10 protein-coding genes are annotated in these 18,693 nt (G+C 60.7%); 5 read left to right on the top strand and 5 right to left on the bottom strand.

Annotated elements, in window-relative coordinates; translation table 11 throughout:
* Positions 1 to 428: 428 nt before the first annotated feature.
* A complete protein-coding gene (gene acs / locus IAE39_RS17725; RefSeq protein WP_201204900.1) occupies positions 429 to 2,390 on the bottom strand; it encodes an acetate--CoA ligase in 1,962 nt (653 codons plus the stop codon).
* A gap of 398 nt (positions 2,391 to 2,788) precedes the next feature.
* On the opposite strand from acs, the gene IAE39_RS17720 reads away from it, so the two are divergent.
* Positions 2,789 to 3,043 (top strand): DUF2790 domain-containing protein, encoded by a 255-nt coding sequence (locus tag IAE39_RS17720; RefSeq protein WP_201204898.1) that lies wholly within the window; start codon positions 2,789 to 2,791, stop codon positions 3,041 to 3,043.
* A 154-nt stretch (positions 3,044 to 3,197) separates the two neighbouring features.
* On the opposite strand, the gene IAE39_RS17715 is transcribed toward IAE39_RS17720, so the two are convergent.
* Positions 3,198 to 4,757, bottom strand: a complete 1,560-nt coding sequence (locus tag IAE39_RS17715) for a sigma-54-dependent transcriptional regulator (protein WP_201204896.1) — start codon at positions 4,755 to 4,757, stop codon at positions 3,198 to 3,200.
* A gap of 256 nt (positions 4,758 to 5,013) precedes the next feature.
* Here IAE39_RS17715 and phhA point away from each other — a divergent pair, with 256 nt between their 5' ends.
* From phhA to IAE39_RS17700, 3 genes are all read left to right on the top strand, one after another.
* Complete coding sequence (phhA, locus tag IAE39_RS17710) at positions 5,014 to 5,802, top strand: phenylalanine 4-monooxygenase (RefSeq protein WP_201204894.1); 789 nt, start codon at positions 5,014 to 5,016, stop codon at positions 5,800 to 5,802.
* Between the two features lie 39 nt (positions 5,803 to 5,841).
* On the top strand, positions 5,842 to 6,198 hold the full coding sequence (locus IAE39_RS17705) for a 4a-hydroxytetrahydrobiopterin dehydratase (protein ID WP_201204892.1): 357 nt from the start codon (positions 5,842 to 5,844) through the stop codon (positions 6,196 to 6,198).
* Between the two features lie 500 nt (positions 6,199 to 6,698).
* Complete coding sequence (locus tag IAE39_RS17700; protein WP_201204890.1) at positions 6,699 to 7,898, top strand: MFS transporter; 1,200 nt, start codon at positions 6,699 to 6,701, stop codon at positions 7,896 to 7,898.
* 157 nt (positions 7,899 to 8,055) lie between these two features.
* Here IAE39_RS17700 and ydiJ read toward each other — a convergent pair whose 3' ends face one another.
* On the bottom strand, positions 8,056 to 11,076 hold the full coding sequence (ydiJ, locus tag IAE39_RS17695) for a D-2-hydroxyglutarate dehydrogenase YdiJ (protein WP_201204889.1): 3,021 nt from the start codon (positions 11,074 to 11,076) through the stop codon (positions 8,056 to 8,058).
* A 152-nt stretch (positions 11,077 to 11,228) separates the two neighbouring features.
* Between ydiJ and IAE39_RS17690 the strand changes: the two genes are divergently transcribed.
* On the top strand, positions 11,229 to 12,113 hold the full coding sequence (locus tag IAE39_RS17690) for a LysR substrate-binding domain-containing protein (RefSeq protein ID WP_201204887.1): 885 nt from the start codon (positions 11,229 to 11,231) through the stop codon (positions 12,111 to 12,113).
* Positions 12,114 to 12,152: 39 nt separating this feature from the next.
* Here the strand turns inward: IAE39_RS17690 and IAE39_RS17685 are convergent, their stop codons facing one another.
* Entirely contained in the window at positions 12,153 to 16,703 is a 4,551-nt protein-coding gene (locus IAE39_RS17685) for a dermonecrotic toxin domain-containing protein (protein ID WP_201204885.1), read from the bottom strand.
* A 166-nt stretch (positions 16,704 to 16,869) separates the two neighbouring features.
* Positions 16,870 to 18,288, bottom strand: coding sequence for an amino acid permease (locus IAE39_RS17680; RefSeq protein WP_201204883.1), 1,419 nt, complete (start codon positions 18,286 to 18,288; stop codon positions 16,870 to 16,872).
* Positions 18,289 to 18,693: the final 405 nt, after the last annotated feature.

Here is an 18,693-nt window from a genome sequence, read left to right as displayed (position 1 = left end):
CCATTGCAAAATATGCAAGGGCGCAAGAAATAGAACCTATAGACCTAGCAATTCCTGGGCCTATTATTGGCAAAGCCTTGTGCGACGGCAAGTGTAGCGTGCTGCGTTGCTCAAAATGGCGGCAGAAATGCACCGAAACGAGCCAGTTTTGTTTCTTGGCGCCCCGATAGTGTGCGGGAGCGGTGACAGAACGGTTACCGATGATTGTCGGGTAACAGTAAAGCAAAAACCCCGCCGGTTGCCCGGGCGGGGTTTCTAATGGCTGCACACGCCCCCTGTAGGAGCGGCCTTGTGTCGCGATGGGGCGCGAAGCGGCCCCGGCAATTCAGGCTGCGAAGCTGAAATCCTGGGGCCGCTTCGCGCCCCATCGCGACACAAGGCCGCTCCTACAGGGGATCGCGCAAGCTTTCGGAATGCGCGCCCTGCTATCAGGCCGAAGCCAGGCTCATCGCCTTGTGGGTATCGATCAAGTGCTGCACCACGCCCGGGTCGGCCAGGGTCGAGATGTCGCCCAGCGCGTCGTACTCACCGGTGGCGATCTTGCGCAGGATGCGCCGCATGATCTTGCCCGAACGGGTCTTCGGCAGGCCCGGCGCCCACTGGATCACATCCGGCGAGGCGATCGGGCCGATTTCCTTGCGCACCCAGTTCTTCAGTTCCAGGCGCAGCTGTTCGTTGGCCTCGACACCTGCATTAAGGGTGACGTACACATAGATGCCCTGCCCCTTGATGTCGTGCGGCACACCGACCACAGCAGCCTCGGCCACCTTCGAATGCGCAACCATGGCGCTCTCGATCTCGGCAGTACCCATGCGGTGGCCCGATACGTTGAGCACGTCATCCACGCGCCCTGTGATCCAGTAGTAGCCATCCTCGTCACGACGCGCACCGTCACCGGTGAAGTACATGCCACGGAAGGTCTTGAAGTAGGTATCGACGAAGCGGTCATGATCGCCGTACAGCGAACGCGACTGGCCCGGCCAGGAGTCGAGGATCACCAGGTTGCCTTCGGCAGCACCGTCGATCAGGTTGCCCAGGTTGTCCACCAGCGCCGGCACCACGCCGAAGAACGGGCGGGTCGCCGAACCCGGTTTGAGGCCGGTAGCGCCCGGCAGCGGGCTGATCAGGATGCCGCCAGTCTCGGTCTGCCACCAGGTATCGACGATCGGGCAACGCTCCTTGCCTACAGTCTTGTAGTACCAGTTCCAGGCTTCGGGGTTGATCGGCTCACCCACCGAGCCCAGCAGGCGCAGGCTGGAGCCATCGGCCCCCTCAACGGCGGCCTGCCCTTCGGCCATCATGGCGCGGATGGCGGTTGGCGCGGTGTAGAGGATGTTGACCTTGTGCTTGTCGACGATCTTCGACACACGGGTGATGTCCGGGTAGTTCGGCACACCCTCGAACAGCAAGGTGGTGGCACCGTTGGCCAGCGGGCCGTAGACGATGTAGCTGTGGCCAGTGACCCAGCCCACGTCGGCGGTGCACCAGTAAACCTCGCCCGGGCGATAGTCGAACACGCGCTCATGGGTCAGCGCGGCATACACCAGGTAACCGCCGGTGGTGTGCAACACGCCCTTCGGCTTGCCGGTGGAGCCGGAAGTATACAGGATGAACAGCGCTTCCTCGGCACCCATTTCCTTCGGTGCGCAGTGGCTGGACGCCACTTTCATCAGGTCTTCGTACCAGATGTCGCGGTGCTGGTGCCAGGCAATGTCGCCACCGGTGCGCTTGCACACGATGATCTTCTGCACGCTGTTGGTTTCCGGGTTGGTCAGCGCCAGGTCGACGTTGGCCTTGAGCGGAGTACGACGGCCACCACGCAGGCCCTCGTCGGCCGTGATCACCACCTTGGACTTGCAGTCGATGATACGGCCGGCCAGCGCCTCGGGCGAGAAACCGCCGAACACTACCGAGTGGATTGCGCCGATACGGGCACAGGCCAGCATGGCGACCACGGCTTCGGGAATCATCGGCATGTAGATGGTGACCACGTCACCGCGGTGCACGTCCTGGCCGCGCAGGGCGTTGGCAAACTTGCAGACCTGCTCGTGCAGTTCACGGTAGGTGATATTGCGGTGCTCGGAAGGGTCGTCGCCTTCCCAGATAATGGCCAGCTGGTCACCGCGCTCTTCAAGGTGGCGGTCCAGGCAGTTGGAGGAAACGTTCAGAGTGCCGTCGGCGAACCATTTGATATCGACGTGGTGGTCGTCGAAGGAGGTCTGCTTGACCTTGGTGAACGGCTTGATCCAGTCGATACGCTGGGCCTGCTCGCGCCAGAAGCCGTCCGGGTTGATCACCGATTGCTGGTACATGGCCTTGTAGGTGGCCTCGTCGGTCAGGGTAGTGGCCGCAACCTCGGGACGAACGGGATACAGTGGAGCCGCACTCATCTGTGTTACCTCGGTGTAATAGTTGTTTTTGTATGGAACCGTTTGTAACTGTACCAGAGCGACAAAAGCCATTCGACGTTGGTAGTAATTTGGTACGCCCGTTCCGGCAGAGGCCTCTGGCATGCGCCTTACAGCCCGCACAGGAAGGGAAAACACGGGTTTAACAGGTGATTGTTACAGATTCTGTCAAAACACTTTATCAAAAGACCCACTGTTTCAGCGTTGGTCACAGCCATAAAATTCACCTCGCCAGCAACGGCAAGGCGATTAACAACTGGTAACAGCCCCCACGAAGGCAAGCGTTAATCTCCCTCTAATCCCGATAGTTAAAACTTGTTGTACTCGCGGCGCCATAAGCGCCGCGTGCCCCCTCACGACCTTAGACAGGTAAATAGAAAATGAAAGCTTTACTGGTATTGGTACTTGGCAGTCTTTGCGGCGCGGCGATGGCCGACGAAGCCAAAGATGCCGAGCAGATTCCGGTTGAACAGTACAGTTACTCGCAGCACCTGGACATTGCCCGCGTCATCTCCATGAGCGAAGTGCCCAATGTGTGCGAAGTCGTGCCAGCCCGCATGACCTACGAGGACTCCCAGGGCCAGAAGCACATTCTCGAATACCGCGTGATGGGGAACGGCTGCTCTAACGGCTGATGCCTTGTGAATTGGGGGCCCTGCGGGCCCCATTCGCGGGTAAACCCGCTCCTACAGGTACTGCGCCAGCTTTACGAGCGCGCGGTAAATGTAGGAGCGGGTTTACCCGCGAAGAAGTCACCACTGAATTAACAGGCTATTAACTCAAAACCTCTTAATCTGCCGACTTGCCCAACGAATACTCCCTTAACTTGTTGGCAATCGTGGTATGCGAAACCCCCAATCTTTTCCCCAGCGCCCGACTGCTGGAAAACTCCCCCATCAAACTTTCCAGCACCGCCTTTTCAAAGCGCCCGACAATCTGCGAAAGATCCCCATCCAGCGAAAATTCACCCAGCGGCTGGCGCACGCCATAATCCGGCAAACGAATATGCTCGCTTTTAACCACGCCGCCTTCGCATAACGAAACCGCCTGGAACAAGACGTTTTCCAACTGCCTTACATTACCCGGCCAATGATACTGCCCAAGTTTGTCCATCACCGCCGGCGCCAACCGTGGCATGGCGCAACCGATCTGTCGGCTGGCCTGGTCGAGAAAATGCTGCACCAGCCCTTCCAGGCCATCCATGCATTCGCGCAAAGGCGGAATGTGCAACGACAATACGTTGAGGCGGTGATACAGGTCCTGGCGGAACTCGCCCCGGGCACACAGCTCGGACAAATCCACCTGGGTCGCACAAATAACCCGCACATCCAGGTACACCTCTTCATCACTGCCAACCCGGCGGAAGCAGCCGTCCTGCAAGAAGCGCAGCAGCTTCACCTGCAGGCGTGGGCTCATCTCCCCTACCCCGTCAAGGAACAGCGTGCCACCCGCCGTCAGCTCCAATAGCCCGAGCTTGCCCTCGGCGCGCGCGCCTTCGAAGGCCCCGGGGCCATAGCCGAACAGTTCAGTCTCGGCCATCGATTCGGGCAACCCGGCGCAGTTCAGCGCCATCAGCGGCGACTGTCCGCGCGGGCTGGCCAAGTGGCAGGCACGCGCCAGCAGCTCCTTGCCGGTGCCGGTCTCACCCTCGATCAATAACGGCGCATCCAGCGGCGCCATGCGCCGTGCTTCGCGCACTACAGCGGCCATCACCCGCGAACTCTGGAAGATGCTGTCGAAGCCACGCAGTTCCTGCTTGCGCACGTTATAGATGCGCTCGCCGATGCGGTCGGCGCGGTGCAAGGTCAGCACGGCACCGGCCAGCGCTTCGCTCTCGTCATGTTCAGACTGCAATGGCGCGATATCGGCCAGGAACACATCCCCCTTGACCTTGATGCGCAGGCCATTGATGCGCGACTTGTTGGCCCGCACCAGCTCCGGCAGGTCAAAGTCTTCGACATAGCGTGCCAGCGGCATGCCGGGCACCTCGTCCACCCGCACGCCCAGCAACTGAGCGGCGGCGCGGTTGGCGGCAACGATGCTGCCGCCCATGTCGATCGACAGCACCGGGAAGTCCAGCGCCCCCAGCAGTGCATTCAGCTCCATGTGTCGGCGCTCACTGGGCATCAGGCCCACGCGCTTGACGCCGAACACCCCGGCTATGGCCTCGAACTTCGGCCGCAAGGCCTGGAACTGCAGGTTGATCAGGTTCGGGCAATGCAGGTAGATGGCGTTGCCATGGTCACCGCCCACCTCACCGCGCAGCACGTTGATGCCGTACTCCACCAGCAAGTTGAGGATGTCGCGCAGGATGCCGATGCGGTTCTGGCAATGCACTTTGATACGCATGAAAGCTCTCGTAGCGCCAATGTTTTTCAACACCGCGCAGAAAAGTCGTAAAGATAAGCTGACAAAAACAGGGTAACCATCAGCCAGATGCCTTGGATTTTCCGACACCTGACTGTTTTTGTAAAATTATCGTTACGAAAATAGAGCTATCAGACCTCGGCCATAGCTGCTTGCCCTCGTGCAAAGCAGCGCACGAAGGGATATTCCTAAGGCATGTTCTGCACATAACAAGAAAAGCCCTCACCAGGAGAGCCTTATGAAACAGACGCAATACGTGGCCCGCGAGCCCGATGCGCATGGTTTTATCGATTACCCGCAGCAAGAGCATGCGGTGTGGAATACCCTGATCACCCGCCAGCTGAAAGTGATCGAAGGCCGCGCATGCCAGGAATACCTGGACGGCATCGACCAGCTCAAGCTGCCGCATGACCGCATTCCGCAACTGGGCGAAGTCAACAAGGTGCTGGGCGCCACCACCGGCTGGCAGGTTGCCCGGGTACCGGCACTGATCCCCTTCCAGACCTTCTTCGAGCTGCTGGCCAGCAAGCGCTTTCCGGTCGCCACCTTCATCCGCACCCCGGAAGAACTGGACTACCTGCAAGAGCCCGATATCTTCCACGAGATCTTTGGCCACTGCCCGCTGCTGACCAACCCCTGGTTCGCCGAATTCACCCACACCTACGGCAAGCTCGGCCTGGCCGCAACCAAGGAACAGCGCGTGTACCTGGCGCGCCTGTACTGGATGACCATCGAGTTCGGCCTGATGGAAACCGCGCAGGGCCGCAAGATCTATGGTGGCGGCATCCTCTCGTCGCCGAAAGAGACCGTCTACAGTTTGTCTGACGAACCTGAGCACCAGGCCTTCGACCCGATCGAAGCCATGCGTACGCCATACCGCATCGACATCCTGCAGCCCGTGTACTTCGTGCTGCCGAACATGAAACGCCTGTTCGACCTGGCCCACGAAGACATCATGGGCATGGTCCACAAAGCCATGCAGCTGGGCCTGCACGCACCGAAATTTCCACCCAAGGTCGCCGCCTGAGCGACCTTGCCGATAACAACTCGAACCGGAAAACACCCCATGAATGCCTTGAACCAAGCCCACTGCGAAGCCTGCCGCGCCGACGCCCCGAAGGTCACCGACGAAGAGCTGGCCGAGCTGATCCGCGAAATCCCGGACTGGAACATTGAAGTACGTGACGGCCACATGGAGCTGGAGCGCGTGTTCCTGTTCAAGAACTTCAAGCACGCGCTGGCGTTCACCAATGCCGTGGGCGAAATCGCCGAGGCCGAAGGCCACCACCCGGGGCTGCTGACCGAGTGGGGCAAAGTGACCGTGACCTGGTGGAGCCACTCGATCAAAGGCCTGCACCGTAACGACTTCATCATGTGTGCGCGTACTGACCAGGTTGCGGAGACGGCTGAAGGCCGCAAATAACCACCAAGAAAACGGGGGGCTTGTGCGGGAGCGGGTTTACCCGCGAATGCAGGCGGCGCGGTGTATGGCACCGGCTTCGCCGGTGTTCGCGGGTGAACCCGCTCCCACAGAGCCCCCGTTTCTTTGTTGAGGAAATGTGCGCTGTTCGCCCGCAAAACCGACAAACGAACGGGAAAAAATCCAAACTGTCATCCAGACTTGTGTATCCTGCCCCAGCTTTGTGAAGCTCCAAACGCGCCTGGCGCAGACTTTTCACTCACACTTGCGAGGAACGACGAGATGCACGAGATCCCGAATCTTCCCTTCCCAAGCCTGAACCCAGAAGAGCCAACCGTTACTGCCCACGCTGAGCCGGCAGCTGCCGTCGAGCAGGATGGTGACGATCAATCCAGCGCTGACCAGGAATAACTGCGCATCCCTCCGACTGTGTGAAAACGGCTGACCTGCGGGCCACCCCCGTCATCACGTTTTCACACCGTCCAGAACCCACGTAGGCCCCCATGCCCGACACACCGCGCCCCCTTGCGGTCACCCTGCAAGTCGTCTCCATCGTCCTCTTCACCTTCATTGGCTACCTGAACATCGGCATCCCGCTGGCCGTATTGCCCGGCTATGTGCACAACGACCTGGGTTTCAGCGCCGTGGTCGCCGGCCTGGTGATCAGCGTGCAATACCTTGCCACCCTGCTCAGCCGCCCTACCGCCAGCCGCATCATCGACAACCACGGTAGCAAGAAGGCGGTCATGTATGGCCTGTTCGGCTGCGGCCTGAGCGGGGTATTCATGCTCGCTTGCGCCTTCCTTACTCAGCTGCCCTGGGTCAGCCTGACCTGCCTGCTGGTTGGCCGACTGGTGCTCGGCAGCGCGGAAAGCCTGGTGGGCTCTGGTTCGATTGGCTGGGGCATCGGGCGGGTCGGTGCCGAAAACACTGCCAAAGTGATCTCCTGGAATGGCATCGCGAGTTACGGCGCGCTGGCTATCGGTGCGCCGCTGGGCGTACTGATGGTCAAGGGCCTGGGGCTGTGGAGCATGGGTGTGAGCATCATCTTGCTATGTGCGCTCGGCCTGCTGCTGGCCTGGCCGAAACGCGCCGCGCCGATCGTCACAAGCAAGCGCCTGCCGTTCATGCAGGTGCTGGGCAAGGTGTTCCCCCATGGTTCGGGGCTGGCCTTGGGCTCGATCGGCTTTGGCACCATCGCCACCTTCATCACCCTGTACTACGCCAGCCGGGGCTGGGCCAATGCGGCGCTGACCTTGAGCCTGTTTGGTGCCAGCTTCATCAGTGCGCGGTTGCTTTTCGGCAACCTGATCAACCGGATTGGCGGGTTCCGGGTGGCCATCGCGTGCCTGTCTGTGGAAACGTTGGGGCTGCTGATGCTGTGGCTGGCGCCTAGCGCCGAGCTGGCATTGGCGGGTGCAGCGCTGAGTGGGTTTGGCTTCTCGCTGGTGTTCCCGGCGCTGGGCGTTGAGGCAGTGAACCAGGTATCGGCGGCCAACCGCGGGGCGGCGGTGGGGGCGTATTCGCTGTTCATCGACTTGTCGCTGGGGGTGACCGGGCCATTGGTGGGCGCGGTGGCGGCGGGGTTCGGGTTTGCTTCGATGTTTCTGTTTGCCGCGGCGGCAGCGGCTTGCGGGTTGGTGTTGAGCCTGTATTTGTATCGCCAGGCGCGCCGGGGTAGAGACCGTACAGCAGAAGGCTGACAGTTGTATTGCCGGGGCGGGCCTCTTCGCGGGTAAACCCGCTCCCACAGGTGCAACTCTGCCCTCAGGCCCTGTGATATCCCTGTGGGAGCGGGTTCATCGAGGCGTCGAACCGCCGCGAATGGGGCTGCCAAGCAGCCCCTAGGCACCCTGTTGGTCAGCGCTGAGCGTACTGCAACACCACTTCCAGTGGGTGGCGCATCTTGCGCTCGGTCATGCGCTTGACCTGGCTGCGGCACGAGTAACCGGTCGCCAGCGGTTCACCTTCCTTGTCCAGCTTGGTCGCCCAGCTTTGCTCGAAAATGGTCCGCGAGGTTTCCTGGTTGCGCGCCTCATGCCCATACGTACCGGACATACCGCAGCAGCCGGTGGCCTCGGTCACCAGCTTCAGCCCCAAACGGGCAAACACCTGCTCCCACTGTTTGGTACTGGCCGGCACGTTGGTCTTCTCGGTGCAGTGCGCCATCAGGCGGAAATTGCCCGGCGCAGTCGGTGCCTGCTCGGGCAGCACATCCATCAGCCACTCCTGCGGCAGCAGCACCTGTGGGCAGCCGTCCAGGCCCGGCACCTTCTGGTACTCCTGGCGGTACACCAGGGTCATTGCCGGGTCCAGGCCCACCAGCGGCACGCCGCAGTCGGCCAGGGCCTTGAGCTGGGTGGCATTGCGGATCGCCGCCTTGGCGAATGCACCGAGGAAACCCTGCACATGCAGCGGCTTGCCGTTGGCGCTGTACGGCGCCAGGAACACCCGGTGGCCCAGGCGGTGCGCCAGGTCGATGAAGGCCGACAGCAGCGGCGTTTCAAAGTAGCGGGTGAAGGCGTCCTGCACCAGCACGATACTGCGCTCGCGCTGGGCCGGGGTCAGCTCACGCAGGGCTGGCACGGTAGCCACGCCAACACGGCAACGGGTCAGGGTGGCCTGGAAGTTGAAGCGGCTGATCAGCGGGCTGTCGACCATGCCGACTTTGTCGGCCAGCAGCTTGCCCACCCATTTCGAACCCATTACCGCATTGTACAGCCCCGGCGCGTGCGCCAGGTACGGAATGGTGAACTCCAACGAGCCGATCAGGTAGTCACGTAATGGGCGCTGGTAGCGGCCGTGGTACAGCTCAAGGAAGCGCGAGCGGAAGTCCGGCACGTTGACCTTGATCGGGCACTGCCCGGCGCACGACTTGCACGCCAGGCAGCCAGCCATGGCGTCGTACACTTCATGGGAGAAGTCTTCCTGGCCCTGGCTGCGCGCACGGTTGTTGCGCAGGCGCGCTGGCAGGCCTTTTAGCCACGACACCTTGTTACGCGCTGCGGCCAGCACGTCGATGTTCGCTTCGCCCTGCAGGCGCAGCCATTCGCGCATCAGCGAGGCACGGCCCTTGGGCGAATGCTGGCGCTCGCGGGTGGCCTTCCACGACGGGCACATGGCGTCGTTGGGGTCGTAGTTGTAGCAGGCGCCGTTGCCGTTGCAGTGCACGGCACTGGGGAAGTCCTGCCACACGCGCTCGTTGATGGTGCGATCGAGGTCGCCGCGCAGGGTCACACCATCCACCGGGGTCAGGCCTTCGCTGCTGCTTGGCGGGGTGCAGATTTTGCCCGGGTTCAGCTGGTTGTGCGGGTCGAAGGCGCCCTTCAGGCGCTGCAGCGCCGGGTACAGTTCGCCGAAGTACTCGGGCACGTATTCCGAGCGCAGGCCCTTGCCGTGCTCGCCCCACAGCAGGCCGCCGTAGCTTTTGGTCAGCGCCGCCACTGCATCGGAAATCGGCTTGACCAACGCCGCCTGGGCCGGGTCTTTCATGTCCAGTGCCGGGCGCACATGCAGCACGCCAGCGTCGACGTGGCCGAACATGCCATAGGCCAGGCCGTAGCCATCGAGCAGCGCACGGAAGTCGGCAATGTAGTCGGCCAGTTGCTCTGGCGGCACTGCGGTGTCCTCAACGAACGGCTGCGGGCGCACTTCGCCCTCGACGTTGCCCAGCAGGCCTACCGAACGCTTGCGCATGACATACACACGGGTCACGGCCTCGGCGCCCTCAGCCAAGGTATGCCCAAGGCGCTCGACGCTGGTGTCCGCCTGCAGGTGGTCGACGAAGGCCTGAACCCGGGCGTTGACCTCGGCCGGCTCGTCGCCGCAGAACTCCACCAGGTTGATGCCCAGGGTCGGGCGCTCGGGGTCGGCCGGGAAGTACTCGGCAACGCTGTGCCAGACGATATCCTTCATCGCCAGCATCAGTACCTTGGAGTCCACGGTTTCGATCGACAGCGGCTTGTGCGCCATCAGTGCATTGGCGTCACGTAGGGCATCCATGAAGCTGGTGTAGCGCACGTTGACCAGCACCGCGTACTTGGGTATCGGCAGCACATTGAGCTTGGCTTCGACCACATAACCCAGCGAGCCTTCGGCACCGCACAACACGCTGTTGAGGTTGAAGCGGCCCTGCTCGTCGCGCAGGTGCGCCAGGTCGTAACCGGTCAGGCAACGGTTGAGCTTGGGGAAGGTGGTTTCGATCAGCTCGGCCTGGGTTTCCTGAATCTCCCGGGCCATGCGGTATACCTCGCCAACCCGGCCAGGCGCGGCGCAGGCCTGCTCCAGCGCGGCATCATCGATCGGCAGGCTGTGCAGGCGCTCGCCACCGAGCAGCACACTGTGTAGCTCCAGCACGTGGTCACGGGTCTTGCCGTAGGTGCAGCTGCCCTGGCCGCTGGCGTCGGTGTTGATCATGCCGCCGACGGTGGCGCGGTTGGAGGTAGACAGCTCAGGGGCGAAGAACAGCCCGTGCGGCTTTAGCGCCGCGTTGAGCTGGTCCTTGACGGTACCGGCCTGCACTCGCACCCAGCGCTCCTCGACGTTGATTTCGAGGATGTTGTTCATGTGCCGCGACAGGTCGACGACGATACCGTCGGTCAACGACTGGCCGTTGGTGCCGGTACCGCCGCCACGCGGGGTCAGCTTGACCTGATGGAAGCGCGGTTCACCCATCAATGTGGCGACGCGCGCCACGTCGTCGGCATCCAGCGGGAACACCGCCGCTTGCGGCAGGCGCTGGTAAATCGAGTTGTCGGTGGCCAGCACCGTACGGGTGGCGTAGTCGGCACTGATCTGGCCACGGAAGCCGCTGTTGCGCAGGGCTTCGAGGAAGTCGGGGTAGTTGGCGCTCGGTGCAACGGTCGGCAGCTGGGCGATCATCGAAGGATGGCCTCTTGAAATTGGCTAATTCACGGGATTCCTGTCGTTCCGGCATGGGTTAATACATGCAGGGATGACGTATAGGCCAATGTTCCTGTAGTTTGGCTTCAGGGGCAAACGGATAATCCTGCCGCTATCAATGACTTTTATGAATGAATTACCGCCACCTGACACCGTCCATGTCGTTGCTGCTGGCATTCGAGGCCGCCGCCCGGCATGAAAGCTACACCCGCGCCGCCGCCGAACTGTCGCTGACCCAGAGTGCGGTCAGCCGCCAGGTGCAGGCTCTGGAGCAACAGTTGGGCCTGACTCTTTTCCGCCGCGAGGGCCGGCAGGTGCAGTTGACCGATGTCGGCCGCCTGTACCAGCGCGAGCTCAGCGAGGCGCTGGGGCGTATCCGCAGCGCTACCCTGCAGGCGCTGGCCTACCAGTCGGGGGTGGGCACCTTGCGCCTGGCCACCCTGCCCACCTTCGGCTCGAAATGGCTGCTGCCGCGGTTGCATGCGTTCTACAGCGCCCACCCGGGCATGCTGGTGCACATTCATTCACGCATCGAAGCCATCAACTTCGATACCAGCGAGATCGACGCCGCCATCGGCGTGGCCAGCCACGACCTGCCGGGGCTGATCTGCCATCGCCTGCACGCCGAAGAGCTGGTGGTGATCCTGCCACCTGAGGCCGGCGCCGATGGCCAGGGCTGGGGCCCGACGCGCATCAGCCAGGAGGTGTTGCTCAACGTGGCCAACAACCCCCATGCCTGGGGCGAATGGTTCTCGCACCATGGCCTGCCGCACCGGGCGATGCGGTTGGGGCCAAGTTTCGAATTGACCTCGCACCTGATCCAGGCGGTACGGGCCGGGATCGGGATCGGCCTGGTGCCAAGAATCCTGGTTGACGAGGAATTGAGCACAGGCGAGTTGTACAGCCCAGGCAGCGCTATTGCCAGCCAGCGTAGCTATTACCTGGTCTACCCTTCGCGAAATGAAGCGCTGCCGTCGCTGAAAGCTTTTCGTGGCTGGCTGCTGGGGCAGATATAGGGAGTAAGCATCCCCCGAACTTGCGCCTGCCCCTATCATTCAGCCGGGTATGTTCACATTCCACATAAATGCCGCGCGCTGCATGGCCGCCTCGGTCAACGCCATACGCTGATCACGCATCCAGCCCTTCTCCCATTTGTTGAATGCCTCCATGCCCGCTATGTCGTCTGCCTCTTGTAATTCGGCTTTCTCGATGACGCGTTGCGCGGGTAACTTGAAGCGTGCAGGCGAAGTCCGCTCGAGGTATTTTTGCCAATACGCTTGCTCACAAAACCATGCCGCCATTTCCGCAACCACTTGATGCTCTCGGATATCCTTCAATACCGCTGGACGGTCTACAGCCCTTCGGTCAAATTCACCGGTAAAGCGCATAACAGGACGACGGATGGGAAGTTGCAGGTCATCGTGCAACTCGATTCGATACATCAACTGCACGTCGACCGACTTCGCCCCCATTCCCAAACTGAAAGCATGCCTCCAGGCAAACTCATCCAGCTTTTGCATCCGCCAAAACTGACCACCGATCTTCAACAACTCTGCCTCCGAGTGGGCTTCATTATTTCGGATAAGCCCCCACGTCTGGATTTTCATCTCAAGATCGATAAAATGAGAAAGCGCATCATCACCACAGGCATTGACCTCTGACTCCTTGAAGAAATCAGCCCTGAAGCTGTACTCCTTCCGGGTATCGGCCATCAGTTTTTCCCTGCCTGCATTCAACCCGGCCTGCTCCGCCAGTTTGTTATCCACGATCGTGGCAAGTTCACCCTCTGTGATCACGAGCGAATCACCGGCGTCATTGATCGCCTCCATCATCGCCTGCACCCGATAAACAAGCTCATTCGCACCGATGTCAGTCGCGAACTGTGCAGACGTGGTCAACCGTTTGAGGAGGTCAAAGAAATTATGCGAGCCGGGCAGCTCTTCGATACTCTGCCATAACGATTCCAGATCGTCCCTGAACTCCGGATCTATAGCGTCTGCCCACAGATAACGCTGAGGCACAGGATTCAGAACATTTTCAGGGTCGTACCAATTCCTCTCTGTTTCCCCATGCGTACCTATCCGAAATCTGCCCTCGCGCACTACCGGTGCCGCCCAAAAGTCTGCATTGAATGAAGTGACCGCACTTTCAATCAGTTCAAGCCTTGACAATTTTCCGTGCGTCAATACGCCCCCTGGCAGGGCCGTGAGTTCGGTAGAATTAAGCAGCAACGACCTCAACTCCGGCATCCCGCTGATTGAAAACCCTCGTTTCAGTGGGTTATTTGACAAGTTCAGGTATCGCAGCGCCGTGCAACTCTCCAGCACCTCCACCTGCCGGGCGTCCAGTTTTATTCTGTTCCCTGACACGTCCAATGACGTCAACTGGCCACGAAGAAAGGGGGGCAAGGAAATGTTGCGAATTTCACCGTTTGTCAGGTCTAGTTCCTGCAAATTCGGGAACGCACGGAAAAACTTCTCAGAAATTTCCGTCAACTCGGAGTCTCTCAGCGCGAACTGGGTGACGTGTGGGAAGACGATGGGCTCCGGAAGCTCAGGAAGTTGCTGAAAACCCATTCCGATATCCCATAGCGCGCTTGGCACCTTGAGATCCAGAAATTTTCCGAGGATCGAAACACGCCACCGCGCAATCAGTGTTTTGCGAAAACCATAACGCGCCAACCATTCAAGCTTGAACGCACCGAGCCGCTGCCAACGCGTCAAGCTTGTTTTCAATGTTTTAAGCTGGCTCTCAAATTCACGTATTGCCGTCTCGGCATTCTCAGGCCCCGCTGCACTGAGCCACGCCTCGATCTGCTCGTCACTGGCGCCGGCGCACAACGTTCGTAGCCGGGCAGGTAACGCGGCGGGCGGGCGGCTGCCGAACAGCCGACCACCACCTGAAAGCGGATAACCTATCCTGCCATCATCCAGACGCTTGGGCAGCAAGAAGGACGCCATAGGGTGATCACCGCCAAACAGCTTTTCGATGCCCTGCCGTCCTGTTAACCACTGCCTCGCCACTGCTTGCCGAAGGTTGACGGCAAAGGGCTCTTCAATCCCCATGGCAGCGCGCTCTGCTGTGCTGAATGTATCGGCCAAGGTTTCAAACAGCTCTCCGGGTGTACTTTCATCGTTGCCCTGCGCATCTCGCAACCAGAATGCACCGTCTTGGTAAAGCAAGCTTGATGCAGCGGACTGGCTGCTGGTCGCGGGTAATGCCAAGCGGCCTTGCGCATCTATCAAGTGCCAGTTTTTGTCAGCAGGCACGCCAGGCAGCCCCTGCACAAGCTTGAGCACAGCCCTGGCAAAGTCGAACGTCTGCGGCACGTCGATCCACAAGCCTTCCCCCACTCGCGCCACCCTTATGCGCAAAACCCGCTCCCGCGCAGCCAGCGCCATGGTCAGCGGCACACGCCCCGATTCGGCCATCTGGCTGCGCTGGGCCTCACTCGCTTCCTCCACCACCTGCTTCGCAGCCAGTTGGTGCAGGCTGGCAAAAGCCCGCCGCAGAGGACGAGTGGTTTCATCCATAACGTCCAAAGGGTCATAAAGCATCTGGAACAACTGCCGACGATGATCGGCAACGACTTGCGCCAGGCCATCATCCGCCAACCCGGCGGCACCGGGGAGCTCAAGCGCCTTGAGCAACAAAGGCTGGTCCACGATCCGCTCACCGGACCGCAAGCTTCGCTGCAGATCAGCCACGCGCTCGGCAATCAGAAACCGGTTTACCGTATCAATCAGCTCAACTTCCGGCGCCTGGCCAAAAACGTGCAACGCCCTCAGATGCAGATCGCTGAGGCCATGCACGGCCATCACATGGTCAACCAAGCTGCGCGGAAGCCGGGCGCATTGGCCGCCCAGTCGGCTGAACATCCGTTGAGTATCACTCCATTGCTCTGGCCGCTCGCTCCAGAGCCGCCATGCCCCGGCGCCATTGTGCTCCAGCTGAGGCGAATGATTGGCGTGCGGACGAAGGTACCACTCCCCGTCAACCCGCTCACTTACCTGGTAGTAAGCCCCATCCATCTCAATCCAGCTTTGCGCGTCCTGACGGTAGATCTCCTGCGCATCAACTACCGCAGTCACCGGTGGCGGCTGACTTACATAAGGCGCAAGATCCTGGTTCCACAGCTTTTCACTGCCGTCCTCCAACACAGCAGGCACCATGTCATCGACCATCACCGCACGTTGCCACGCATGTCGCACGGCAACACCTGCAGCGCCTACCGCCGCCACCATGGCCAGGGTCTTGCCCACGTTGAGCAGGTGGTCCAGCGCTGCAGCGTCGTCACCCTCGCGCCAATCCGCCACAGCTTGAAACGTCTCGTCCAGTAGGTCCCAGGCCATCACTGCCAGCAGGATCACGCCCAGCTGCGGCACAAACAGGCTCGCAAGCGTCAATCCCGCCCATCCCTCGGCGGCTATGCGCCGGTCATGCTCCACCTGCGCAGCAGTGTCGATCTGAGATACAGGCACCGCAATCATCGCAGCGTCATCCATGATCTGCCTGATCCGCCCATGCGCCAGCCCCTGGAAAAGCGAATCCAGGTCACGCGTCATGTGTTGATCCAGGTCTCGGGTAGCAAAGTCGGCGACATCGCCCAGTCGCTTCTGCACTTCGGTAAAAAAATGCTGGCTGTCACGCCTGCGCACAAAACGGCTGAAAAACTTGCGATACTGGTCATCGCGCAAGCGACGTCCCAGCACCCTGCGGGCAAACGCGTCGAGATCGTTGCTCACGCTCCAGGGGCCTTGCGGATCTGCAGGTATGTAAACCAGCACGGCTTGGCTGGTATTACGAAAGATCCCTTCATCGATCACATCAAACACAACAATCTGCTGGAGCTCGCAACCCAGTATCTGCAGCTTCCTGGCAACCACCGGCGCACCTGCCAGTCGGCCTGGGCGACCTTGACGATAAACATCGATCACCCACTCCAGCTGCACCTCACTGAGCACGCCATCCGAGTGCGCCTTGAGAGCATCAACCAGCATCATCGAACGTATCTGACCTTGCAGCAATTGAGCAAAGCCTTGCCCGTTAGCACCGTTCTCCCCTGGCGACTGCAGTACAGATTGCAAGTGCTGCTGGTATTTACCCCCAATATCAAGACTGCGGCACGCCTGGACAAATGCCGTGGCTGAAAGCTGCGCAACGTTGTTGCCGGCCATGTCGACCACGCAATCGCCTTTCATCGTGATGTGGTCATCGCTGAAATTCTGTAACGCCGCCCATAGCAATGAAGTGTCGTACCAGTCGCGGTCCTGAATCGGTAGCCGACTGGTAAACCAATGCACGGTGGGCGATGAATAGGTGTACCACTGCCGCAGAAACAGCTTATCGGGTGCCGTACTCAGCCCGAATCGATCGACAATTCGTTGCTTGGCGAACTCATCGATGTTTTGCACCCTGGAAAGAATTGCAGAGAGCTGCCGACGCGCTGCAAGCCCGGCGTGCAACGCCTCGCTCAGCAAGGCAAACCGCGCAGGGTCGAGTTTTTTCAACCAGCCAGGAAGGCGTCTGGCGATAAAGCCATCCTGAAAGCTGCGCAGTTGCGCACTTGCATCAGACGGGGCGGAGTGGAGATTGTCGGTAGCCATGTGTGCCTGAAACCCTGCTCGCAAATAGCTGCAGCATTGGCTACGGGAGGCTGCACCAGGCGCTATTCGGCTACTACCCGGCATCGTCTGCCGGGCTTTGGGACAAGGCAAAAAAAAACCCGAAGCCAGTCACCTGGCTTCGGGTTTTACGAGTTGCTCCAGCGGCTTACTTGGCCGCGTGACCGGCAGCTCGACCCGCCTGCGCCTGACGACGCGGCTTGACCATGTACACCACGAACATCGCGAATAGCCAGACCGGAATCGCGTATACCGACACCTGAATACCCGGAATCATCAGCATGATGCCGAGGATCAGTACCACGAAGGCCAGCACCACGTAGTTGCCGTACGGGTACCACAGCGCCTTGAACAGCGGCTTCTGGCCGGTACGGTCCAGGTGCTGGCGGAACTTCAGGTGCGAGTAGCTGATCATCGCCCAGTTGATCACCAGGGTCGCCACCACCAACGACATCAGCAGTTCCAGGGCGTTTTGCGGCATCAGGTAGTTGAGCAGCACGGCGATCAGGGTCACCGCTGCCGACACCAGGATCGAACGCACCGGCACGCCACGCTTGTCGACTTTGGCCAGCGACGCCGGGGCATCGCCCTGCTCAGCCATGCCCAGCAGCATGCGGGCGTTGCAGTAGGTACCGCTGTTGTACACCGACAGCGCTGCGGTCAGCACCACGAAGTTCAGCAGGTTGGCGGCGACGTCGCTGCCCAGCAGCGAGAACACCTGCACGAACGGGCTGCTGCCGTAGCTGCCACCGGACGCGTCGATGCTGGCGACCAGGTTGTCCCACGGGGTCAGCGACAGCAGCACCACCAGGGCACCGACATAGAAGATCAGAATGCGGTAGATGACCTGGTTGATGGCTTTGGGGATCACGGTTTTTGGCTTGTCGGCCTCGGCAGCGGTAAAGCCGAGCATTTCCAGGCCACCGAAGGAGAACATGATGAAGGCCAGGGCCATCACCAGCCCGCTGACACCGTTCGGGAAGAACCCGCCATGCGACCACAGGTTGGCCACGGTGGCCTCAGGGCCGCCATTGCCGCTGGTCAACAGGTAGGCACCCAGGCCGATCATGCTGACGATGGCAACCACCTTGATAATGGCGAACCAGAACTCGGCCTCACCGAAGAACTTCACGTTCATCAGGTTGATGGCGTTGATCAGCACGAAGAACGCAGCGGCGGTAACCCAGGTCGGGATCTCCGGCCACCAGTAGTGGACATACTTGCCGACCGCCGACAGCTCCGACATGCCCACCAGGATGTACAGCACCCAGCAGTTCCAGCCCGACAGGAAGCCGGCGAAACCACCCCAGTAAGTGTGGGCAAAGTGGCTGAACGAACCGGCCACCGGCTCTTCGACGATCATTTCGCCAAGCTGGCGCATGATCATGAAGGCGATGAAGCCGCAGATGGCGTAGCCGAGGATCATCGACGGGCCGGCGGATTTCATCACGCCTGCCGAGCCGAGGAACAGGCCGGTACCAATTGCACCGCCGAGGGCGATCAACTGGATGTGGCGGTTCTTCAGGCCCCGCTTTAGCTCGCCTGAATGCATGTTTTGTCCACTCATGAACGAAGTCACCTGCATTGTTTTTATCTGTGACGGAATCGGACCCACCGCGCTCGTGGCGCAGCGGAATGGGCAAGGTGGTTACCTTGGGTTTCCTGATCTCGGTTAACGCCGCAAGCGGCTCAGCCGGGTGTGATCAAGAGTGCGCGGTACGCAAGAGGGTCACAGGTAAAACGCGGCGCACTGTATACCCCTGCAAACGCGCAGGCGTCAACGCGTTGCATCGTTTCCTTGGGAAAAAACGCAGCGATCCTGTGGTGTGGGCCTTGAAAGGCGGAGTGATCGGCGTACATGGCGCCTCCATTTGTTGTTTTGTCAGCCAGGCTCTTTGGACGGGCTCTTGCACACGGCAATGGCGGCTATAACACCGTGGGCCGGGGGTTTGGGCAGGGCGGGGGGGGGGGG

The organism is Pseudomonas sp. S37 (genome assembly GCF_016658545.1).
Taxonomy (GTDB): domain Bacteria; phylum Pseudomonadota; class Gammaproteobacteria; order Pseudomonadales; family Pseudomonadaceae; genus Aquipseudomonas.
This window is presented reverse-complemented; position numbering and strand designations above follow the sequence as displayed.